This is a genomic window from Stappia indica (genome assembly GCF_009789575.1).
Lineage (GTDB): Bacteria > Pseudomonadota > Alphaproteobacteria > Rhizobiales > Stappiaceae > Stappia > Stappia indica_A.
On the sequence record NZ_CP046908.1, the window covers coordinates 4,823,755 to 4,844,995 of the forward strand.

The 21,241-nt window shown below is 68.6% G+C and carries 20 protein-coding genes, 2 tRNA genes and 1 riboswitch; of the genes, 13 read left to right on the forward strand and 9 right to left on the reverse strand.

Annotated elements, in window-relative coordinates; translation table 11 throughout:
• Positions 1-9 precede the first annotated feature (9 nt).
• Positions 10-219 carry a TOBE domain-containing protein gene (locus GH266_RS22130; protein WP_158195772.1) on the forward strand — a complete coding sequence of 70 codons (210 nt, stop codon included), beginning with the start codon at positions 10-12 and terminating at the stop codon, positions 217-219.
• Between the two features lie 23 nt (positions 220-242).
• Here GH266_RS22130 and GH266_RS22135 read toward each other — a convergent pair whose 3' ends face one another.
• Positions 243-1,346: an META domain-containing protein gene (locus GH266_RS22135; RefSeq protein WP_158195773.1), complete on the reverse strand. Its 1,104-nt coding sequence runs from the start codon at positions 1,344-1,346 to the stop codon at positions 243-245.
• Between the two features lie 314 nt (positions 1,347-1,660).
• Between GH266_RS22135 and GH266_RS22140 the strand changes: the two genes are divergently transcribed.
• Together GH266_RS22140 and GH266_RS22145 are read left to right on the forward strand one after the other, a co-directional pair.
• A complete protein-coding gene (locus tag GH266_RS22140) occupies positions 1,661-3,373 on the forward strand; it encodes a methyl-accepting chemotaxis protein (protein WP_158195774.1) in 1,713 nt (570 codons plus the stop codon).
• Positions 3,374-3,521: 148 nt separating this feature from the next.
• Positions 3,522-4,433, forward strand: a complete 912-nt coding sequence (locus GH266_RS22145) for a VOC family protein (protein WP_158195775.1) — start codon at positions 3,522-3,524, stop codon at positions 4,431-4,433.
• A 27-nt stretch (positions 4,434-4,460) separates the two neighbouring features.
• On the opposite strand, the gene GH266_RS22150 is transcribed toward GH266_RS22145, so the two are convergent.
• Positions 4,461-4,964 carry a MarR family winged helix-turn-helix transcriptional regulator gene (locus tag GH266_RS22150; protein ID WP_158195776.1) on the reverse strand — a complete coding sequence of 168 codons (504 nt, stop codon included), beginning with the start codon at positions 4,962-4,964 and terminating at the stop codon, positions 4,461-4,463.
• 140 nt (positions 4,965-5,104) lie between these two features.
• Here GH266_RS22150 and GH266_RS22155 point away from each other — a divergent pair, with 140 nt between their 5' ends.
• The 3 genes from GH266_RS22155 (at position 5,105) to GH266_RS22165 (ending at position 6,354) form a co-directional block, all read left to right on the forward strand.
• Positions 5,105-5,485, forward strand: coding sequence for a cupin domain-containing protein (locus GH266_RS22155; RefSeq protein WP_158195777.1), 381 nt, complete (start codon positions 5,105-5,107; stop codon positions 5,483-5,485).
• A 16-nt stretch (positions 5,486-5,501) separates the two neighbouring features.
• A complete protein-coding gene (locus tag GH266_RS22160; protein WP_158195778.1) occupies positions 5,502-5,723 on the forward strand; it encodes a DUF4287 domain-containing protein in 222 nt (73 codons plus the stop codon).
• Between the two features lie 157 nt (positions 5,724-5,880).
• A complete protein-coding gene (locus tag GH266_RS22165) occupies positions 5,881-6,354 on the forward strand; it encodes a TspO/MBR family protein (RefSeq protein ID WP_158195779.1) in 474 nt (157 codons plus the stop codon).
• A gap of 79 nt (positions 6,355-6,433) precedes the next feature.
• On the opposite strand, the gene GH266_RS22170 is transcribed toward GH266_RS22165, so the two are convergent.
• Positions 6,434-6,508, reverse strand: a tRNA-Asn gene (locus GH266_RS22170).
• 212 nt (positions 6,509-6,720) lie between these two features.
• Positions 6,721-6,946, forward strand: a riboswitch (cobalamin riboswitch).
• A gap of 125 nt (positions 6,947-7,071) precedes the next feature.
• Here GH266_RS22170 and cobU point away from each other — a divergent pair.
• From cobU to GH266_RS22195, 5 genes are read left to right on the forward strand one after another with little or no spacing between them, the layout of a single operon-like run.
• The gene (gene cobU, locus GH266_RS22175) at positions 7,072-7,647 is read left to right on the forward strand and encodes a bifunctional adenosylcobinamide kinase/adenosylcobinamide-phosphate guanylyltransferase (protein WP_158195780.1); all 576 of its coding nucleotides are present in this window, start codon (positions 7,072-7,074) and stop codon (positions 7,645-7,647) included.
• Positions 7,644-8,759 (forward strand): cobalamin biosynthesis protein CobW, encoded by a 1,116-nt coding sequence (gene cobW / locus GH266_RS22180; protein ID WP_158195781.1) that lies wholly within the window; start codon positions 7,644-7,646, stop codon positions 8,757-8,759. Before cobU ends, cobW begins: the two co-directional genes overlap by 4 nt.
• A 42-nt stretch (positions 8,760-8,801) precedes the next feature.
• A complete protein-coding gene (cobN, locus tag GH266_RS22185; protein WP_158195782.1) occupies positions 8,802-12,575 on the forward strand; it encodes a cobaltochelatase subunit CobN in 3,774 nt (1,257 codons plus the stop codon).
• A gap of 17 nt (positions 12,576-12,592) precedes the next feature.
• Positions 12,593-13,204, forward strand: coding sequence for a cob(I)yrinic acid a,c-diamide adenosyltransferase (gene cobO, locus GH266_RS22190; protein ID WP_158196361.1), 612 nt, complete (start codon positions 12,593-12,595; stop codon positions 13,202-13,204).
• Complete coding sequence (locus GH266_RS22195; RefSeq protein WP_244953737.1) at positions 13,204-14,676, forward strand: cobyric acid synthase; 1,473 nt, start codon at positions 13,204-13,206, stop codon at positions 14,674-14,676. Before cobO ends, GH266_RS22195 begins: the two co-directional genes overlap by 1 nt.
• Positions 14,677-14,678: 2 nt before the next feature.
• Here the strand turns inward: GH266_RS22195 and GH266_RS22200 are convergent, their stop codons facing one another.
• The 5 genes from GH266_RS22200 to GH266_RS22220 all read right to left on the reverse strand — a co-directional run bounded on the left by GH266_RS22200 (position 14,679) and on the right by GH266_RS22220 (position 17,921).
• Positions 14,679-15,293: a DUF938 domain-containing protein gene (locus GH266_RS22200; RefSeq protein ID WP_158195783.1), complete on the reverse strand. Its 615-nt coding sequence runs from the start codon at positions 15,291-15,293 to the stop codon at positions 14,679-14,681.
• 8 nt (positions 15,294-15,301) lie between these two features.
• Entirely contained in the window at positions 15,302-16,282 is a 981-nt protein-coding gene (gene cbiB, locus GH266_RS22205) for an adenosylcobinamide-phosphate synthase CbiB (protein WP_158195784.1), read from the reverse strand.
• 4 nt (positions 16,283-16,286) lie between these two features.
• Positions 16,287-17,306 (reverse strand): threonine-phosphate decarboxylase CobD, encoded by a 1,020-nt coding sequence (gene cobD / locus GH266_RS22210; protein ID WP_158195785.1) that lies wholly within the window; start codon positions 17,304-17,306, stop codon positions 16,287-16,289.
• A 193-nt stretch (positions 17,307-17,499) separates the two neighbouring features.
• Positions 17,500-17,573, reverse strand: a tRNA-Cys gene (locus GH266_RS22215).
• Positions 17,574-17,714: 141 nt separating this feature from the next.
• On the reverse strand, positions 17,715-17,921 hold the full coding sequence (locus GH266_RS22220; protein WP_158195786.1) for a hypothetical protein: 207 nt from the start codon (positions 17,919-17,921) through the stop codon (positions 17,715-17,717).
• A 153-nt stretch (positions 17,922-18,074) separates the two neighbouring features.
• On the opposite strand from GH266_RS22220, the gene GH266_RS22225 reads away from it, so the two are divergent.
• Both GH266_RS22225 and GH266_RS22230 read left to right on the forward strand, forming a co-directional pair.
• Positions 18,075-18,665 carry an Lrp/AsnC family transcriptional regulator gene (locus GH266_RS22225; protein ID WP_158195787.1) on the forward strand — a complete coding sequence of 197 codons (591 nt, stop codon included), beginning with the start codon at positions 18,075-18,077 and terminating at the stop codon, positions 18,663-18,665.
• Between the two features lie 138 nt (positions 18,666-18,803).
• On the forward strand, positions 18,804-19,184 hold the full coding sequence (locus GH266_RS22230) for a glyoxalase superfamily protein (RefSeq protein WP_158195788.1): 381 nt from the start codon (positions 18,804-18,806) through the stop codon (positions 19,182-19,184).
• Between the two features lie 64 nt (positions 19,185-19,248).
• On the opposite strand, the gene GH266_RS22235 is transcribed toward GH266_RS22230, so the two are convergent.
• Positions 19,249-21,048 (reverse strand): NAD(P)/FAD-dependent oxidoreductase, encoded by a 1,800-nt coding sequence (locus tag GH266_RS22235; protein ID WP_158195789.1) that lies wholly within the window; start codon positions 21,046-21,048, stop codon positions 19,249-19,251.
• Positions 21,049-21,241 lie beyond the last annotated feature (193 nt).

Here is a 21,241-nt window from a genome sequence, read left to right on the forward strand (position 1 = left end):
GATCAGTCCATGAAGATCAGCGCCAGGAACGTCCTTTCGGGCACGGTCCTCGAAATCAAGGAAGGACCGGTGAACAGCCAGGTTCGCGTCGATATCGGCGGCGGCAACGTCATCACCTCGATGATCACCAGCGACGCGGTCGCCGATCTCGGCATCGAGACCGGCGGCAAGGTGCATGTGATCGTCAAGGCCTCCGAGGTGATGCTGGCGACCGACTGACGCTCGCCGGGCCAAGGCCTCGATCAGCCGTCGCGGCGGGCCTTCACCAAGGCGCCGTCGCCGCCTTCCAGCAGCAGGGCGCCCGTCTCGTCGATGCGCCAGCCGGTGAGCTTCGGCAGGGTGTCGAGGAACTTGCGCTCCTGGTTCATCAACGCCGGGGCGCAGGCCATCATCGTCGAGATCGCGCGCGGGTCGATGGCGATGCGCTCGCCATTGGTGGCAAAGCGGGTGCCGTAGCTGTTGCAGGTGGCCCGCCCGCCGAGCTGGCCGTCGGCGGCAAAGATCAGCGTCACGCGCGAATTGTCGATGATGCCGCTTCTCGAGATGTCCTCGACCACCCATTCGCCGCCGGGCAGCGTGTCCATGCCCGAGGCGATCTCCGGCGTCTCGACCTCCAGCGTACAGGGCGGCTGCTCCTGTCCGCGCAAGGTGAAGCTCGCTTCCAGCCCCTTGGTCCACAGAACGGTGGTGGCATCGCCGTCCGCCTCGTAGCGCACGCCGCTGGCGGCCGGCGTCTGCGTCAGGGCCAGCGTTTCATCGCCAAGGTCCAGCACCGCGCTCTCGCCGGTCTGCCGCAGCCGGCCCGTGACGTCGCCGCAGGCAAGGCTCGCGGTGACCTGGACCGGCAGGCCGCGCGCCAGCAGCACGTTGCCGGCGTCGATCTCGATCTTGCCGGCCGCATCCGCTGCGATCTCGACCGCGATCGGCAGGGAAACCCAGCCCGGCCCGTTGCCGTCTGTGAGCTGCAGGCGCAGGGCGTAGCTCGTGCCGGGCACGAGGTTGGCGCCCTCGACCTTCAGGTAGAAGGGGACCGGCACCTGCCGGCCTTCCAGCTTCTGGCGGTTTTCGGCAACGAGGCGCACGGTCGCCGGGTCGACCTGCGGCTGGAGCGCCGCCATCTCGCGCAATTCGACCACCAGCTCCGCGGTGCTGCCGATGGCGATGCGCTCGCGATAGGCGGCGCTGCCCGTCACCTTCACCGACCAGGCCTCGTCCTGTGCCGTCGCGGGCTGCGGCGAACCGGCCAGCGCGGTGCCGGCCAGGACTCCGGCCAGGACTCCGGCCAAGACCCTGGCAAGGGTCAGAGTGCCGAAGGCTGCCGTGGTGGGTTTGCGTGTCTGTTCCATGCCTGTCCTGCCATGCTTGCGAAGCGGCCGCACACCCTCGAACGGTGCCCGGTCGCAGCGATCCTTCCTCGGCTTAGCGGCGAAAGCGGGGCCGATGCAAGCCTTGCCGGCCGGCGGGCCGGGATCCCCCCGAAATGCAGTTCGGCTCCGGATCTTGCCGCTTTTTGTTGAGGCGATTCGAATTCTCGAGCGGCATAGCGATGAATTCGCCAGTCAATTCAGTCTCGTTTCTGTTTTCTAGACAGATTTACCTAGCGTTCACGGTGACGATCCCACTCTCGGCTCAAGGTCACGTCCGAGTCCGGAGGGGCGAAATGCGCAGCGGAACGTTCAGTCTCAGTGTCGCCCACAAGATCGGGGCCACGATGGCCCTGTTGATCGGCGTGGCGATCATCAGCAGCCTCATCTCCTTCAACGCCACCCAGCGGGTGGGAGAGAACGGCATCGACCTGGGCGAGGCCGAGGCGCCGCTCGCCGATGCGGCGATGGAAATCAAGCTCACCGCCACCCATGCCCATCTTCTGTTCGAGGAGATCATGTCCGGCGACGAGGGCGAGAGCATCGACGAGGTCTGGCGGCTGATCGGCGAGGCGCGGTTCTATGCCCGCGCGATCCTGGAAGGCGGCAGCAACGATGAGGGCACCTTCATCGCGACCTCCGATCCGGCGGTGCGCGAGATCGTGCAGGACGTCGAGACCAAGATCGACACGTTCGAGGAGGCGGCGCGCGAACGCTATGCCGGCCTCGCATCCGGCGCCTCGGGGGCGGCCGGATCGAAGGCCGACGAGATTTTCGACGCAACGTTCGAGAGCTTCGTTGCCCGTGCGGACGAGGCCGAAGAGCTGATCCATCAGTCGATGGCGGTCAGCCTCGCGAGCCTGCGGTCCGAAGCCGAATGGGCGCGCACCGTCAGTCTCGGCGGCGTCGCCGCGATGATCCTGGTCTTCCTCGCGGGGACCGTCTTCGTGCACCGGTCCGTGGCGATGCGGCTGCGCGATCTCGACCGTCTGGCGCGCGCCTATGCCGATGGCGAGACCGATGCCCCGGCGCCGGCCTGGCGTTCGCGCGACGAACTGGGGCGCCTGTCCGAGGCGCTGGCCCGGTTCCGCGACGGCGTGATCCGCCAGCGCCAGCTGGCCGAGGAGGCTGCCGAGCAGGAGCAGCGCCGCGCCATTGAACAGCGCGAGCTGGAACGCCGCACCGCGCAGTCTTTCCACGAGACAACCCGCGCCTTCTTCGACAGCCTGGACGGGGCGGCCGGCGACCTGATGAAGGCCGTCGACACGCTGGAGCGGATGAGCACGCGCTCGGGCGAGTTGTCGGAGCGCACCACAGCCGCCTCGCGCCATGCCTCGGACAATGTCCAGACCGTGGCGGCCGCGGCGGAGGAACTGTCGTCCTCGATTTCGGAAATCGCCCGGCAGGTCTCCTCGACCACCGAGGTCGTGTCGCGGGCGAGCGACCACGCAAGACGCACCAACGAGACCGTATCGCGGCTGGCGGCGGGCGCTGCCAAGATCGGCGAAGTGGTGACCCTGATCCAGGCCATCGCCGAGCAGACCAACCTCCTAGCGCTGAACGCCACCATCGAGGCAGCACGCGCCGGCGAGGCCGGTCGCGGCTTTGCGGTCGTTGCGGCCGAGGTGAAGGAGCTGGCAACCCAGACCTCCAAGGCGACGGAGGAGATCGGCTCCCAGATCGCGGCGATCCAGGGCTCCACCGAAGACGCGGTGGCGGCCATCGGCGAGATCACCCGCACCATGCAGGATGTCGACGGCTTCACCGGATCGATCGCCGAGGCCGTCGACCAGCAGGGCCAGGCGACCGGCGACATCAGCCAGCATGCGCAGCAGGCCTCCACCCGCACCAGCGAGGTCGCCGACACGATGGGCGAAATGTCCTCCGCCATCGGCGAGACCGGCAAGGAGGCCGCGACCGTGCGCGAGCTCTCGCGCACGGTGCATCGCGAGGCGGGCAACCTGAGAAGCTCGGTGCGCGACTTCCTCGCCCGCTTCGACGCGGCCTGATACCGGGCTGCACGGGGCGATACCCATTGTTCGCGTTTCGTGAACGATACTGTGAGGGAGCGGCGGATTGTAATTGCGCCGCGTGAGGCGCACATTCGAGGTCACAGACTGCGGGCGTTCCGTCCCGCGTTAAGACCTGGAGACAGTCATGTCCGCCACCACCCTCGATAGCCGGACCGGCGACACCCGGACCGGCGCGCAGGCCGACCGTTTCGACATGGCCGCAGCGCCGATGCGCGTCGGCGTCGTGACGCTTGCGGTGCGCGACGGCGCGCGCGTCGCCGCCTTCTATCGCGATGTGCTGGGCCTTGAAGACCTCGGCACGGACGGCGCCGATGCGCTGCTCGGCGCCGGCGGGGTGCCGCTGCTGCGCCTGCGCGGCGATGCCGGCCTCGAGATCGCGCCGCGCTCGGAAGCTGGGCTGTTCCACACGGCCTTCCTGCTGCCGACGCGCGCCGACCTTGGCCGCTGGCTCGCCTTCGCCGCCGCGCGCGGCCTGCGCCTGCAGGGCGCCTCCGACCACAAGGTGAGCGAGGCGGTCTATCTCGCCGACCCGGAAGGCAACGGCATCGAGATCTATGCCGACCGCGCTCCGTTCGCCTGGACCGATGCGTCCGGAGCCATCGTCATGTCGACGGACCCGCTGGATGCGCCCTCGCTGCTGGCCTCCGCGGGGGGCACGCAGTGGCAGGGCGCGCCGGCCGGCACCCTCGTCGGCCATGTGCACCTGCAGGTCGGGGCCACCGATACGGCCGACGCCTTCTATGCTGGGCTGCTCGGCTTCGACATCGCCGCGCGCTATCCCGGCGCAAGCTTCTACGGCTCGGGCGGCTATCACCACCAGCTGGCCGGCAACATCTGGAACAGCCGGGGCGCGGGACCGCGCAAAGCCGGCCGCACCGGCCTTGCCGAACTGGAGATCGTGCTGCGTGAGGCCGGCCGGGCCGGGGCCATCGCCGATGCGGCGCGCAAGGCGGGGTGGGAACTGGACGGGGAGGGGAGCGACGGCCTCGTCATCGCCGACCCCTGGAGCACGCGGCTGCGCCTGACCGCGGCCTGAGGCCGGGGCGAAGGAGGGCGGGGCCGCTCAGGCCTTGGCCTCCGCGGCCTCGATCTCTTCCAGAAGCGCACGCAGCAACCCGGCCAGCGCCTCGCGCTCAGTCGGGGCAAGGCTTGCGAGATACCGCGCCTCGTTCGCCATGTCCGCCCGGAACGCCTCTTCCGCCAGCGAGATCCCGGCCGGCGTCAGCACGACCTCGAGGCTGCGTCCGTCGCTCGCCGATTTCTCGCGCGCGACCAGCCCCGCCTTTTCCAGCCGCGCCAGCCGATGGGTCAGCCCGCCCGAGGAGATCATCAGCGTCGAATAGAGCTCCGTCGGCGTCAGCCGGTAGGGTGGGCCGGAGCGGCGCAAAGTCGAGATGACGTCGAACTCGCCGCGGTCGAGGCCGAAGCCCGCGAAGGTCTTCTCGATGCTGCCGCCGGCCAGCAGCGTCAGCCGCCGCGCGCGGCCGAGGATGGCCATCGGCTCGGTGTCGAGATCCGGCAGCTCCCGCGCCCACTGCGCCCTCAGCCTGTCCACATGATCCGCCATGGCATCTCCCGCTCTGCGTCACTGCCGCCGCTCGAAGGCGGCCGCACGGCTCAGTCTCTCGATATCAAGATATTTATCTTGACGCAAAGACAAATCTCCGGAAGTATCTTCACGTCAAGATAAATGGAGGAGAGATTGTCATGACAGTCGGTGCTCACGCCAATGTCGATGTGGCCGGACGGCCCGATATCTCGGTGCGCCGCCATCGGTCGCCGGCTCCGGGCGAAAGCCCGACGGTGCGTTTCGAGGGGAAGGATTACGGCTCGCCGGTTTCCATGTTCGTCACCGACAGCGCGCCGGGCACCGGGTCGCAGCTGCATGTCCATCCCTATCGCGAAACCTGGGTGGTGCGGAAAGGCGAGGCGGAGTTCCTGGTCGGCGGCGAGCGGCTGTGCGCCTCTGCCGGGGACATCGTCGTTGCGCCGGCCGATGTGCCGCACCGCTATCTCAATGTCGGAACCGGCCAGCTGGAGCTGGTCTGCATCCATCCGTCCGACACGATCCGCCAGCAGGATCTTTAGACAAAGGAAATCAGCCATGTCGTCGACCGACAGCAAGCCGCCGGTGAAGGGGCCGGCCTCCTACTTTCCCTCCATCGAGAAAAAATACGGCCGTCCCATCGCCGAATGGAAAGATCTGATCCGTTCGCAATCCGGCCTGAAACACATGGAACTGGTGGCCTGGCTGAAGGCGACGCACGGGCTCGGGCACGGCCACGCCAATGCGCTGGTCGCCCATACGCTCGCCGAGGAGACGTGAGGGCGGGCGCTGTCTTGCGCGTCCGGCCGAACCTGTCAGACTCGCGAAGGGTCTCGCGCCCCGAATGAGGGAACTTGGCCAGGCCGCGGCGCGTTGGCCTCGGAGGAGGGGCTCGGTCCCCGAATGTGATTTTTCGCGAAATGTCGAGGCAAAGCTCATGGATGCGTCCACCCTGCCGGCTCTTTTCGGGTTTCTGGCAGCCTGTTTTCTCGCCGCCCTGACCGGGGCGCTGTTCCGCCCCGGCGAGTGGTACGAGCAGCTGAAGAAGCCGTCCTGGCGACCGCCCAACAAGCTGTTCGCGCCGGTCTGGACGGTGCTCTACGTGATGATCGCGGTGTCCGGCTGGCTGGTCTGGCGCGAGGCGGGCTTTGCAGGTGCCGCCCTGCCGTTCACCGTCTACGGCATCCAGCTGGTGCTCAACGGCATCTGGACGCCGCTGTTCTTCGGCCTGCACCGCCCGGACCTCGGCATGATCGACATCGTGCTGGTGTGGCTGTCGATTGTCGCGACGATTCTACTGTTCTGGCCGTTGCACATGCTCGCAGCGCTGCTGCTCGTGCCCTATCTCGCCTGGGTCACCTTCGCCGCCGCGCTGAACTTCTCGATCTGGCAGCTGAACCGGGAGGGGTGAGGGCAACGCAAATCACCGCGCGGCGCGATGCGTCGTGCGGTGGCAGCAGATCGGATATTTGGAAGAATTGGAGAAGGAGTGGCTCCCCGGGCCGGATTCGAACCAGCGACCAAGCGGTTAACAGCCGCTTGCTCTACCACTGAGCTACCGGGGATCACAAGTCACGCGGGGCAGCTGCACCGCGTCGGTGGCAGGCGTATAGCAAACTGCGCCGCCGCTTGCCAAGCCCTTTGTCGCAAAACTTTTCCACAGTCGGAGCGCGCCGCGGGTATCGGGGCTTTTTCGCCTGCGTCGGCAAATGCTCCGCAGCGGAAGGCATGCAAGGCCTTTCCGCCTCGCTGCTGGACGCGGGCCCCTTCGGCAGGCTATGAGTCGTCATCCTCCGGTCCTTTCTGACGGACGAAGTCCGATGAAAGGGGAAAGTCGGAATGCGGTGGGGGAGGACCCAAATCGGGCTCCCGAATCCGCAGCTGCCCCCGCAACTGTGAGCGGCGAGCCTTCCTGCGTGAACCACTGGGCCTTTCGGTCCGGGAAGGGCAGGGCGAGGCATTGACCCGCGAGCCAGGAGACGAGCCGGATCATCCGGACCCTTTCTCAAGGGCCCGGCCCGAAACGTCACGCGCCGTCGGGTGGACGGCAGGAGGCCAGAATGTTCCCGTTGAAGGGCGCCCGCCGCTTCAGCTCTCCCGGCATATCCAGCCGCGGGGAGACCTGCGCGTGAGCGATGCTCCCGCATCCGGTTCTGTACAGGTCACGGCCCGCACCGTGCTGGTGACGGGCGGCGCACGCTCGGGCAAGAGCCTTTATGCCGAAGGGCTGGTGAACGCGTCGCAGCGCGAGCGCGTCTATGTCGCCACCTGCACGCCCTTCGACGACGAGATGCACCAGCGCATCGACCGCCACCGCGACCAGCGGGGCGAGGGCTGGCGCACCATCGAGGAGCCGCGCGATCTGACCGGCGTCATCGCCGCCGAAAGCACGGAGGGGCGCGCCATCCTCGTCGATTGCCTGACGCTGTGGCTCAGCAACCTCATATTCGCCGAGGCCGATCCGGAAGCGGAAACGGCCCGGCTCGCCGGGGCGCTGCGTGCCGCGCCCGGCCCCGTCGTTCTCGTCACCAACGAGGTCGGCTCGGGCATCGTGCCCGACAACGCGCTCGCCCGCCGCTTTCGCGACGAGCAGGGTCGCCTCAATCGCCGCATCGCGGAACTCGCCGATGTAGCGGTGCTTGTCGCCGCCGGCCTGCCGCTCGTTCTCAAGCCATCCCACCTCCAGCCGGAGATCCGTCTATGACCGCTTCCACGCCCCGCACTGCCGGCAAGATCCCGGCCACCATCGTCACCGGCTTCCTGGGGGCCGGCAAGACGACCCTGCTCTCCAACCTGCTGCGCGAGGCGAAGGGCAAGCGCATCGCCCTCATCGTCAACGAGTTCGGCGACATGGGCTTCGACGGCTCTCTGGTTGACGGCTGCGCCGATCCGGACTGCGCCGCGGAAGAGGTGGTGGAACTGACCAACGGCTGCATCTGCTGCACCGTCGCCGACGATTTCCTCCCCACCATGGAAATGCTGATCGCCCGTGACGAGGCGCCGGACCACATCGTCATCGAGACCTCGGGCCTTGCCCTGCCGCAGCCGCTGGTGCGCGCCTTTTCCTGGCCGAGCGTCCGGAACCGGGTGACGGTGGACGCGGTGGTGACGGTGGTGGATGTGGCGGCCGTCGCCGAAGGGCGGGTGACGGGCGACGAGGTGGCGCTGGCCGCGCAGCGCGCCGCCGACGAGGCGCTGGACCACGACAGCCCGGTGGAGGAACTGTTCGAGGACCAGCTGGTCTGCGCCGATCTCGTCGTGCTGAACAAGGCCGATCTCGTCGACGCGGCGACGCTGGAGCGCGTGCGCGCCGAGGTCGCCGGCCGGGTTCGCGCGGCGGTGGAGATCGTTGCGGCGGAAAAGGGCATGCTCGCCGCCGACGTGCTGCTCGGCCGGATGAGCGCCTCGGAAGAGGACATGCACGGGCGCGAGAGCCATCACGAGCATCATCACCACGACGACCACGACCACGACCATGATCACGACGACGACGATCATGACCACGATCATCACCATCATCATCACGACCATGACGACTTCGTCAGCCATGTGGTCGAGCTCGCCCCGCTGGCCTCGCTGAAGGACCTGGAGGCGCGCGTTGCCGCCGCCATGGCGGTGCCCGGCGTGCTGCGCATCAAGGGCGCGGTCGGCATCGAGGGCAAGGCGGCCCCGGCGATGGTGCAGGCGGTCGGCCCGCGCGTCGAGGCGTGGTTTGCACGCGATGCACGCGGTCCCGGCCGGGTCGTTGTGATCGGCCTTGCCGGCTTCGACCTTGCCCGCGTCGAGGGCCTGCTCGCCAGCGCGCTCGCGGCCTGATCCGGGCGGCAGGCTAGGCACGGCGACAGGGCAGGAGACGGCATGCATATTCTCGCAGGGCGCAGCGGACGCATCGACCAGGGCGACGAGGCGGTCGATCTCGGCCAGTCGCCGGCCGATGTCGTGGTGCTGTCGGCCGCCGATACGGAACTCGCCTCCCTCGCCGCTGTGGCAGCGGGCGGCGGGGCGGGGCAGCCGAGCCTGCGTCTTGCCAACCTGATGGCCCTGTCGCACCCCTATTCGGTCGACATGTATGCCGAGCAGACGGTGGCGGGCTCGCGCCTCGTCGTGCTGCGCCTGCTCGGCGGGGCGGAATACTGGCCCTATGGCGTCGAGCGGCTGACCGAGACGGCGCGCGGCCACGGCCTGCATCTGGCGGTGATGCCGGGCGACGACCGCTGGGACGCGGACCTCGCCGCCCGCTCCACGCTGCCGGTCGACGAGGTGAGGCACCTGTGGCGCTATCTCGCCGAGGGCGGGGCGGAGAATCTCGGCAACTTCCTGCGCTACGCCGCGCATCTGCTGGACGGGGCGGAGGAGCCCGATCCGCCGCGCCCGCTGCCGCGCGCCGGCCTGCTGCTGCCCGGCCGCTCACGCCCGACGCTGGCCGACCTGCGGGCGACCTGGGCCGATCCTGCCGCCCCCGTTGCCGCCATCGTCTTCTACAAGGCCTTGATGCAGAGCGCGGCGACCGCGCCGGTCGAGGCCCTGTGCGAAGCTCTGGCGGGCGAGGGCATCAACCCGCTGCCGATCTTCGTCTCCTCGCTGAAGGAGGCCGAATCCGCCTCCGTGCTGGCCGCGCTCTTCGCCGAGGCGCCGCCCGCCGTGGTGCTCAACGCCACCGCCTTCGCCGTCTCGAAGGCCGGCGAGGCGCACAGCGGAACGCCGCTCGATGCGCCGGGCGTGCCGGTGCTGCAGGTGGTGTTCTCCTCGTCCTCGGAAGAGGGCTGGCGCGACGCCGACCAGGGCCTGTCGATCCGCGATCTCGCCATGCATGTGGTGATGCCGGAGGTGGACGGGCGCATTCTCACCCGCGCCGTCTCGTTCAAGGAGCAGGCGCCGCACGATCCGCTGACCCAGTCCGCGACCATGCGCTTCGTGCCGAAGCCCGACCGGGTGGCCTTCGTCGCCGCCCAGGCCGCGCGGATCGCCCGTCTTGCCGCCACCCCGGCGGCGGAGCGCAAGGTGGCGCTGATCCTTGCCAACTATCCCAACAAGGACGGGCGCCTTGCCAATGGCGTCGGCCTCGACACGCCGGCCTCCTGCGCGCGCCTGTTGCAGGCGCTTGCCATCGAGGGCTACCGCATCGACGGCGCGCCGCAGGGTTCTGCCGAGCTGATGGCGCGGATCAGCGACGGCCCGACCAACGACATCGCCGCCCGCCGCGTGCGCCATGGCGGCGCTGAGCTGCCGCTTGCCGACTACGCGGCGGCCTTCGCCCGGCTGCCGCAGGCGGTGCGCGAGGCGGTCAACGCCCGTTGGGGGGAGCCGCAAGACGATCCGCATGTGGAGGAGGGGGCGTTCCGCCTCGCTGTGACGGGCTTCGGTAATGCGGTCGTCGGCATCCAGCCGGCGCGTGGCTACAACATCGATCCCAAGGCGACCTATCACGACCCGGACCTGGTGCCGCCGCACCACTATTTCGCCTTCTACATCTGGCTGCGCGAGGCATTCGGTGTCCACGCCGTGGTGCATCTGGGCAAGCACGGCAATCTCGAATGGCTGCCGGGCAAGGCGCTGGCGCTGTCGCAAGACTGTTTCCCCGAAGCGGTGCTCGGGCCGCTACCCAACATCTATCCCTTCATCGTCAACGATCCGGGCGAGGGGGCGCAGGCCAAGCGCCGCACCTCCGCCGTCATCGTCGACCACCTGACGCCGCCGCTGGCGCGGGCCGAAAGCCACGGCGTCGCCGCCGAGCTGGAGGTGCTGCTCGACGAGTATTACCTGGCGCAGGGCGTCGATCCGCGCCGGCTGAAGGCGCTGACCCGCGACATTCTCGAGGCGGCGGAGCGGCACGGTCTCGACCGCGACATCGGCCTGACCAGCGAGATGGACGAGGAGACGCGGCTTGCGCGGCTCGACGCGCATCTGTGCGACCTGAAGGAGCTGCAGATCCGCGACGGGCTGCATGTGCTGGGCGCTGCACCTGGCGGCGATCTGCTGACTGCGCTTCTGGTGGCGCTGGTGCGGGTGCCGCGCGGCGAGGGGCCGGCGAATGAGGGCATCACCCGGGCGCTTGCCCGCGACCTCGGGCTTGAAGGCTTCGATCCGCTCGCCTGCGCCTACGAACTGCCCTTCGACGGCCCGCGCCCGGTGCTGCTTGAAGAGGTGACAAGCAGCCCCTGGCGCAGCTGCGGCGACACGGTGGAGCGGCTGGAACTGCTGGCGGCAAAGCTGGTGGAGGAGGGCCGCGCGCCGGACGGCTTTGACGCGACCGCCGCCGTGCTGGAGGAGATCGAGACCCGCATCCGCCCGGCCGTCACCGCCTCGGGCGAGGCGGAAACCGCCGGGGTTCTTGCCGGTCTTGCCGGGCGCTTCGTGCCGCCGGGCCCGTCCGGCGCGCCGACGCGCGGGCGCCCCGACGTGCTGCCGACGGGCCGCAACTTCTACTCCGTCGATGTACGCGCGGTGCCGACCGAGACCTCCTGGCGCATCGGCGCGGCCAGTGCCGAGCGGCTGGTCGAGCGGCATTTCCAGGACGAGGGCGAGTATCCGGCCGCCGTGGTGCTGACCTGCTGGGGCACGGCCAACATGCGCACCGGCGGCGACGACATCGCCCAGGCGCTGGCGCTGATCGGTGCCCGGCCGAAATGGGAGGCGGGCTCGGGCCGCGTCACCGGCTTCGACATCCTGTCGCTGGCCGAGCTCGGCCGGCCGCGCGTCGACGTCACGCTGCGGATTTCCGGCTTCTTCCGCGATGCCTTCCCGCATCAGGTCGACCTGTTCCAATCGGCGGTCGCCGCCATCGCTGCGCTGGAGGAGCCGGAGGACGCCAACCCGCTCGCCGCGCGCGCCCGCAAGGAAGCCGCCCGGCTGGAGGCGGACGGCCTTGCCCCGGAAAAGGCCCGCCGTCAGGCGCTCTACCGCGTCTTCGGGTCGAAGCCCGGTGCCTATGGCGCCGGCCTGCAGGCCTTGATCGACGAGCGGCTCTGGGAGGCCCGCGCGGACTTTGCCGACGCGTTCCTCGCCTGGGGCTCGTATGCCTATGGCGGCGGGGCGAAGGGCGAGGGCGCGCGCGCCAGCCTGACCGCGCGCCTGTCGCAGGTCGATGCGGTGCTGCACAACCAGGACAACCGCGAGCACGACCTGCTCGACAGCGACGACTACTACCAGTTCGAAGGCGGGCTCGCCGCGACGGTGGAAACGCTGAAGGGCGCGGCGCCGAAGATCTATCACAACGACCATTCGCGCCCCGAGCGCCCGGTGATCCGCACCCTGTCGGAAGAGATCGGCCGGGTGGTGCGGGGGCGCGCCGCCAATCCGAAGTGGATCGCCGGCGTCATGCGCCACGGCTACAAGGGCGCGTTCGAGATCGCTGCGACGGTGGACTATCTCTTCGCCTTTGCCGCCACCACCAATGCGGTGGGCGACCATCACTTCGACCAGCTCTATGATGCCTATCTGGACGACGGCGAGGTCCGCGCCTTTCTGGAGACGGCCAATCCGAAGGCGCTGGAGGAAATCGAGGCGCGCTTCCGCGAGGCGGTCGAGCGCGATCTGTGGCGGCCGCGGCGCAATTCGGTGCGCGCTGCCTTGAACATCGAAAGCCCGCTTGGGGAGACCCCGCAGGGGCAGGAAAGGGAGACGACCTCGTGAGCGACAAGAAGGCAGAAATGAGCGAAGAAGAGCTCAACGCCCGCCACGCCGAGAAGATGCGCAAGAAGAAGGCCGCGCGCGACAAGATCATGGCGACCAAGACCATCGAGAAGGGGCTCCTGATCGTCCATACCGGCAAGGGCAAGGGCAAGTCGACGGCCGGCTTCGGCATGGTGTTCCGCTCGCTCGGCCATGGCCACAAGGTCGCCGTGGTGCAGTTCGTCAAGGGCCGCATCGAAACCGGCGAGCGCATGGCGCTGGAGCGCTTCTCCGACCTCGTCACCATCAAGCGCATGGGCGAGGGCTTCACCTGGGAGACCCAGGACCGCCAGCGCGACATCGACGCTGCCCGCGCCGCCTGGGAAGCGGCCAAGGACCTGATCCGCTCGCGCGAGCATCGCCTCGTCCTGTGCGACGAGCTGAACATCGTGCTGCGCTACGACTACCTGCCTATCGAGGAAGTCGTCGCCTTCCTGCGCGACGAGAAGCCGGAGGACGTGCATGTCGTCGTCACCGGCCGCAACGCCAAGGACGAGCTGATCGAGATCGCCGACCTCGTCACCGAGATGGAGCAGGTCAAGCACCCGTTCCGCTCCGGTGTGAAGCCGCAGGAGGGGATCGAGTTCTGATGGCGGCAGGCCGCCGCATCCCCGCCCTGATGATCCAGGGCACCGGCTCGAATGTCGGCAAGAGCCTTGTCGTGGCGGGCCTGTGCCGGCTGTTCGCCGATCGCGGGCTGAAGGTGCGGCCGTTCAAGCCGCAGAACATGTCGAACAATGCGGCCGTGACCAGTGACGGCGGCGAGATCGGCCGGGCGCAGGCGCTGCAGGCGATGGCCGCACGCATGCCGCTGTCGGTGCACATGAACCCGGTGCTCTTGAAGCCCGAGACGGATGTCGGGGCGCAGGTCATCGTGCAGGGCCGGCGCGCGGGAACGATGCGCGCGCGCGAATATGGAAGCCGCAAGGCCGAGCTCCTGCCGAAGGTGCTGGAGAGTTTCGACCGGCTCAGTGAGGGCGCGGACCTGGTGCTGGTGGAAGGGGCGGGCAGTCCGGCGGAGATCAACCTGCGCGCCGGCGACATCGCCAATATGGGCTTTGCCGAGGCGGTGGATATCCCCGTCGCCCTGTGCGGCGACATCGACCGCGGCGGCGTGATCGCCAGCCTCGTCGGCACCCATGCGATCCTGCCCGAGGCGGAGCGGAGCCGCATCAAGGCCTTTCTCGTCAACCGCTTCCGCGGCGATGTGTCCCTGTTCGACGAGGGCGTGCGGGAGATCGCCGCGCGCACCGGCTGGCGCCCGCTCGGCGTGGTGCCGTGGTTTGCCGATGCCCACCGCCTGCCGGCGGAGGATGCGCTGGCGCTGGAGGAAAGCGACGGCGACGGCTCGGTGAAGATCGCCGTGCCGGTGATCAGCCGCATCGCCAATTTCGACGATCTCGATCCGCTGCGGCTGGAGCCGGGTGTGACGCTGGAGCTGGTCGGGCCGGGCCGGCCGCTGCCGGGGGATGCGGATCTCGTGCTGCTGCCCGGCTCCAAGTCGACGGTCGGGGATCTCGCCTTCTTCCGCGCGCAGGGCTGGGACATCGATCTTGCCGCCCATGTGCGGCGCGGCGGCCGCGTCATGGGCGTGTGCGGCGGCTACCAGATGCTCGGGCGCACCATCTCTGACCCCGACGGCATCGAGGGAACGCCCGGCACCGTCGACGGGCTTGGCCTGCTCGACGTCGACACCGTGCTGACGGCGGACAAGCGCCTTGTCGAGGTGACGGGCCGCCATGCGGCGAGCGGGGCGGCGCTTGCCGGCTACGAGATCCATATCGGCCGCACGCAAGGAGCCGACACCGCACGTCCCTTCGCGCTGCTGGGCGAGGGCGGCGAGCCGGACGGCGCGGTCTCGGCGAACGGGCGCATCGCCGGCACCTATGTGCACGGGCTGTTTGCATCGGACACGTTCCGCGCCGGTCTGCTGGTGGAACTGGGCAGCGGCTCAACCCGCGCCTACGAGGGCGAGATCGACCGCACGCTCGATGCGCTGGCCGCGCATCTGGAAGCCTCGCTCGACATCGAGGCGCTGCTGGAGATCGCCCGCGCGCGGTGACCTTACCCGCCGGTGCGCCGCCATATCAGCAGCTGGTTGTTCGCTGGCATCGCAAGGTCGTCCAGCAGGGTCAGCCCCTGCGCTTGCGCCAACTCGTCAAGCGCCTCGAAATCCCGAATGCCGCTCAGCGGGTCGCGCGCCCGCAATTGCGCGTCGAATTCGGCGTTGCTCCTGGTGGTGAAGGAGCCGCCATATTTCATTGGCCCGTAGACGCAGCACAGGCCGCCGGGTGCCAGCACCTCGCCGACGCGGGCGAAGAACTGCCCGACATGCGCGAAGGACATGATGTGCAGCGTGTTGGCCGTGAAGATCGCGTCGAAGGCATCGGGCGCCTCTGCCGCCGGCAGCGGCCAGGGCGGGGCGGCGACGTCGAGGGCAAGCGGCGGCGGCGTGCGGGCCGTTCCCTCGGCCTCCAGTCGCGCCGCAACCCCGAGGGCGGCGCCGGGCAACTCGCTGCACTGCCAGACGAGCTGCGGCAGGGCCGCGGTCATGTGCACCGCGTGCTGGCCGGTGCCGCTGCCGATCTCCAGCACGCGCCGGCAATGCGCGAGATGGGGACGGAGCCCCGCGAGGATTGCGTCCTTGTTGCGCTCGGCGGAGGGGGCGAAGGGAAGCATTGCGGACCTCACAGGAACAGCGGGACGAGCGCGATGGCCGCCACCGCGACGGCCTGCAGCACCATCGCCTGGCGGAACACCTTCAGCGCCCTCGAAATATCGCCGGCACTGGCCTCGCGCCGGCCGCCTTCGTTCATGAACGGATCGTCGACCGTGTAGCCGGGATAGGCGCGCGGACCGGCCAGCGCCAGCCCCAGAACGGCGGCCATCGCCGCTTCCGGCCAGCCGGCATTGGGCGAGCGGTGCTTGGGCGCATCCCGCCGCATCACGGCAAGGCTGTCGCGGATCGTACGGCCGTTCAGCGGAGCGGTGAGCGCCATGGCGAGACCGCACAGGCGCGCGGCCGGCCAGTTCACCAGATCGTCGAAGCGGGCCGAGGCCCAGCCGAAGGCCTCGTGACGCTCGGTTCGGTGGCCGATCATCGAATCCGCCGTGTTCACCGCCTTGTAGGCGATCAGCCCCGGCAGGCCGAGCAGCAGGAACCAGAAGGCCGGCGCGGTCACCCCGTCGGCGGCGTTCTCGGCGCAGGATTCGATGGCGGCGCGGGAAACGCCCGCCTCGTCGAGCTGCTGCGGATCACGGCCGACGATCATCGCCACCGCCCGCCGTCCGCCGGCAAGCCCGTCCTCCAGCAGGCCGTCGCGCACCGCCGCCACATGCTCATAAAGGCTCTTCTGGGCGATGAAGATCGCCGCGATCACGGCGATACCGACCTCGCCGAAGGGGATCGCGCGCAGGATCGCCTCCAGCAGCGCGCCGACCAGCAGCGAGCAGGCGACAAGGCTGGCGAGAAACAGCGTGCCGTAGAGCTTGCGCGCACGCGGCGAGGCGGCGGAGTCGTTGAAGTCCTGGTCGGCGATCTCGATCACCTTGCCGAACAGCACGACCGGATGCGGCACCGTGCCCCACAGCCAGCGCGGGTCGCCGATCAGCGCATCGAGCACCAATGCCAGCAGCAGCAGGAAGGCGGTGTCGGCAAAGAGCAGCATGGCCCTAGCGTCCCGATGCTGCGCCGCTGTCGGCCATGGCGCCCTGCAGCGCGGCCTCCAGTCGGGCCAGTCCTTCGCGTCCGCCGGGCAGGCCGATGCGCAGCCAGGTCGGGGCGTAGTCGAAGATGCGGGTCCAGATCCGCTGGCGGGCGAGCGCCTCGTGCAGGCCGGCGGCGTTGCGCGTGCCCGCCAGCACGAAGAGCGGCGTGCCGCCGAAGACGGAAAGCCCGTGCATCTGCAAGGACATCGTCAGGTCGGTGACCTCGTCCGCAAGCCGTGCCATCATCGCCCGGCGCCAGGCATCATTGGCGAGCGCCTGCGTGCCGGTCTCGATGGCCGGGCCGGAGACGGCCCAGCTCTCCAGCCGCTCGCAAAGCGCGGCGACGATGCTCTGCGGCCCGGCGGCAAAGCCGAGGCGCAGCCCGGCGAGGCCGTAGAACTTGCCGAAGGAGCGCAGCACCAGCGCCGGGCGCCCGGCCAGATGCGGCAGCACGCTGGCGCCCGGCACGCAGTCGGCGAAGGCCTCGTCGACGACCAGCATGCCGCCGCGCTCCGCCATCTGCCCGGCCATGTGGCGCAGGCTCGACGGGTCGACCAGCCGGCCGTCGGGATTGTTCGGGTTGACGATGACCAGCACCTTCACCTGAGGCGCCAGCTCCGCATGCGGCGAAGTTATCTCGCAGACCCGCCGTCCGGCGCGGCGCCAGCTATCCCCGTGGCTGCCATAGGTCGGCCCGGCAATGGCGACGTCGCCCTGCGGGAGCACATGCGGCAGCAGGGCGATCAGCGCCTGCGTGCCGGGCGCAGCAGCGAGTTTCAGGTGGTCGGGCACCTCATAGGCCTTGCGCGCGGCGGCAAGCAGCCGGTCGAGCGCGCCCTGCGAGGGCAGGTCCTGCCAGCAGCGGGCGGGCAGGGAGGGCACGGGATAGGCATGCGGATTGATGCCGGTCGACAGGTCCAGCCAGTCCTCGGCGAGCCCGCCATGCCGGGCCATCGCGCCGCCCAGATCGCCGCCATGCTTCATGCCCTGGTCCTCCGGTGAATGGTCCTGTTGTTGCCGTCTGCATGACAGATAGACCACGGGGAAGGCGACAGGAAAAACGAAAATGCAGCCGCGGCAGGAGATCGCGCCGGCAGAGCGGCCTTGATGCGCGGGGCAAGCACGCGCCATCGCCATCCGCGAGAGGCAGCCGTATCGGGGAAGGAAGGGAGGGTGCTGGAGGCCTCGCCCGGAATCGAACCGGGGTGCACGGATTTGCAATCCGCTGCGTCACCACTCCGCCACGAGGCCAGCGGGCAGACTTATCAATCACATGCGAGGCAAGGTCAAGCGGTGTTCGACGTTTCCCCGGACTGCCTGTCGAAAATCGTCGGGCAGCCCGCGGCAAGGCCGCGCCGGCACTCTTTTGTCCACAGGGGGAGGGCGGGGTGCTCACTCCGCCAGACAGCGATTGCGGGGCGCACATCCGGCGTCCCCACCTCGGATTGGGATGATGGCCAGCGTTGCCGGTGAGATTGTCTGCCCCTTCCGCCGCATCTCCTTGCTGATCAGTATCAGCGCCTGCTCCAGGTTTTCGTCGAACAGATAGCGGTTGATTTCGGTCGACAGCGTAATCAGCCGATTGGTTCTGCTTGTCATGGTCTCTCCCGGTTTTCCGGGGGGCGCGCGGCCGGCCGGAACTGGCCAGCATGTTTAGCCGTGCAAAACGAAAGATTGCAGAAGTCGATTTGACAATCTTTGTGCGAATTGCAAACTCGCAGTGGTCGCTGACGATAGTGCCGGGAGGAAAGTGTGGCGGGAGCATCCTGCAAGGACAGGCCCGAAGCGGAACTTTCGGTACTGGATCGCAAGTTGGTCGGCCTCCTGACGGAGGATGCCCGCCGGTCCCATACCGAGCTTGCAGCGCGCCTCGGCGTCTCGCGGACGACGGTCAAGAACCGCATCGACAGGCTGATGGATCTCGGCATCATCGAGCGTTTCACGATAAAGCTGGCCGGAAGCGAGGAGAGGAAGCTGCGCGGCGACGCGTCGTTCTTCCACATGAAGCTGCGTCGACCGTTCTGCAAGAGTGTGCATGATGCAGTTCGCGGCTGGCCCGAGCTGATCGGTGCCTGGTCCATCGCCGGTACCACCGACATGACGCTGCTCGTCCAGTGCGAGGGGCTGGAGCGTATCGAGGAGCTGCGGGAACAACTGGCTCGCCATCCGGAGGTGGAGCTTGTCTGGACCGCCATGGTCCTGCGGCAATGGACGCTGAAGTCGTCCAGGAACCGCGATTACGAGCCCGGAGACGGACCCGACCGCCTCGACTTCCGCTTGCGGGAAATGGCCGGCATGGGCGGGACAGGGCAGGTTGCGAGCGACGCGGAGAAGATCCGGTAGTCTCGTCATGGGGCTGGCCAACTCGGCCGCGCTGGGGCATCTTGCTGCCGGGCACCGTCCTGACATCTCCCTGCGAAGCGCGACCGGCCGCGGCACCGTCCCCGAAAGGCGCAGCGCTTCGCCAATCAAGGCAGTCGCATGACCATGCCCCTTCAGGGCGGGATCCGGTTCGGCCGGATCGCCGCAACCTTGCCCGTGAGCGATATGACGCGGGCGCTCGACTTCTATGTCGGAGTTCTGGGCTTCACCAAGACCTTCGAAAACGGCGATCCCGTCGGCTTCGCCATTCTCAAGCAGGGCGAGGCGGAGCTTCACCTGACCCTGCAGCCCGGCCACTGCGCGGCGCCGTTCAACGTCGCCCATCTGATGGTCGGCGATGTCGACGCGCTGCACGAGATCTGCCGGCAGCAGGGCCTGCGGATCGTCAAGGGCCTGCGCGACAAGGATTTCGGCCTGCGCGCCTTCGTCTTCGAGGATCCGGACGGAAACCGCATCGACGTCGGCCAGCCGCTCGGCTGAGCTGATTTCACCAAGCAAAACCGGGCGGATCGCTCCGCCCGGTCCTGTGTCGGCTGGCCCTGGCTCAGCCCTTGTGGTGCACCTGTTGCAACCCGTAGACCGGCGTCGGGATGCCCTCCATCCGCGCCTTCAGCTGCAGCGACAGGAACTGCGAGTAGTGGCGCGACTGGTGCAGGTTGCCGCCGTGGAACCACAGCGCTTCCTGCTGCGTCGGCTTCCACATGTTGCGCTGCTCGCCCTCCCAGGGGCCGGGGTCCTTGGGCGTGTCGGAGCCGAGACCCCAGACCTTGCCGACCTTGTCGGCGGTCTCCTGGTCGATCAGGTCGGCGACCCAGCCGTTCATCGAACCGTAGCCGGTGGCGTAGACGATCACGTCGGCCGGAATTTCCACGCCGGTGTCGAGCTTGACGGACGTCTCGGTGATCTCCTCCACCTGGCCGGCCGCCAGCTTGATCTTGCCGTCGATGATCAGCTGCGAGGCGCCGATGTCGATATAGTAGCCCGAGCCGCGCCGCAGGTACTTCATGAAGAGCCCCGAGCCGTCGGCGCCGAAGTCGAGCCGGAACCCGGCCTTTTCCAGCGCCGCATAGAAGTCGGCGTCGATCTCGCGGATCTTGTCGTAGATCGGCTTCTGGAACGTGTGCAGGATCCGGTAGGGGAGCGAGGCGAAGATGAGGTCCGCCTTCGCCGTGGTCATGCCGCTTGTCACCGCCTCTTCGGAATAGAGCGCGCCCAGCCCGTGCTCCATCAAGGGCTCGGAGCGCACGATATGGGTGGTCGAGCGCTGCACCATGGTCACGTCGACGCCCGCCTCGTAGAGCGCGGCGCAGATGTCGTGGGCCGAGTTGTTCGAGCCGATGACGACGACCTTCTTGCCCTTGTACCCGTCGGGGCCGGGATGCTTCGACGAGTGGTGCTGCTCGCCGGCAAAGCGCTCCGCGCCCTTGAACTGCGGGATGTTGGCCTTGCCCGACATGCCGGTCGCGAAGACCAGCTGCTTGGGCCGCAGCACCACCTGCTCGCCGTCCCGGTCGACCGTGACGACCCATTCCTTGTTGGCCTCGTCCCATTTCGCCGAGCTGGCGGTGGAGCGCGTCCAGTAGTTCAGCTCCATCACCTTGGTGTACATTTCCAGCCAGTCGCCGATCTTGTCCTTCGGCGCGAAGACCGGCCAGTTCTTCGGGAAATCGATATAGGGCAGGTGGTCGTACCAGACCGGATCGTGCAGGCAGAGCGACTTGTAGCGCTTGCGCCAGGAATCGCCCGGCCGGTCGTTGCGCTCCACGATGATCGTCGGCACGCCGAGCTGCCGCAGCCTTGCGCCGAGCGCGATGCCGCCCTGGCCGCCGCCGATGATCACCACATAGGGCTGCCTGGTGTAGCCGAGCGTCGCGGCCTCCTCCTCGCGCTCCTCCTTCCAGGTCTTGCCGCCGGGATTGATGCCGTGCTTCGCGCCGAGCGGACGGCTGAAGCCGGCCTTTTCCTCGTGGCCCTTCAGCTCGACCATGGTGGTCAGCAGCGTCCAGATCAGCCCGTCCTTGAGGCGGATCAGGCCGTAGCCGCGCGCCACCGCCGTCTCGAAGGTGATCCAGGCCTGGGTCACGCCGTCGGCCTCGCTGGCCTCCTCGCCCTCGGCCACCTGCCAGGAAGTCGGCTTGGTGGCGGCAAGCTGCGCTTCCAGCAGGTCGCGGACCTCGCCGCGTCCCTCGGCGGTCTTGAGGTTCCAGGTGAAGGTGACGAGGTCGCGCCAGTAGCACTCCTCGGCGAACATGTTGACGGCCTCGTCGATCCGGCCCGCCTCCAGCGCCCCGCCGAACCTGTCGAGAAAGGCCTGCACGCGGGCCGTCGGTGTCTTGTCGAGCATATGGTCTCCTCCCGTTGCTCATACATCCGGGGACGGATCTGCGCCCGCCCGGCAGCAGTGAGATGGCAAACCGCGTGCCAGTCGGCGCGGCCAAAAGAGCGCTTTTCGTTCAACGACTTGATGGTGCCTGTTGCACGGCTTGTTGCAGCGTTGCGCAACAGGCCTGCAACACCTGTCGCAGCGGTGCGACAGG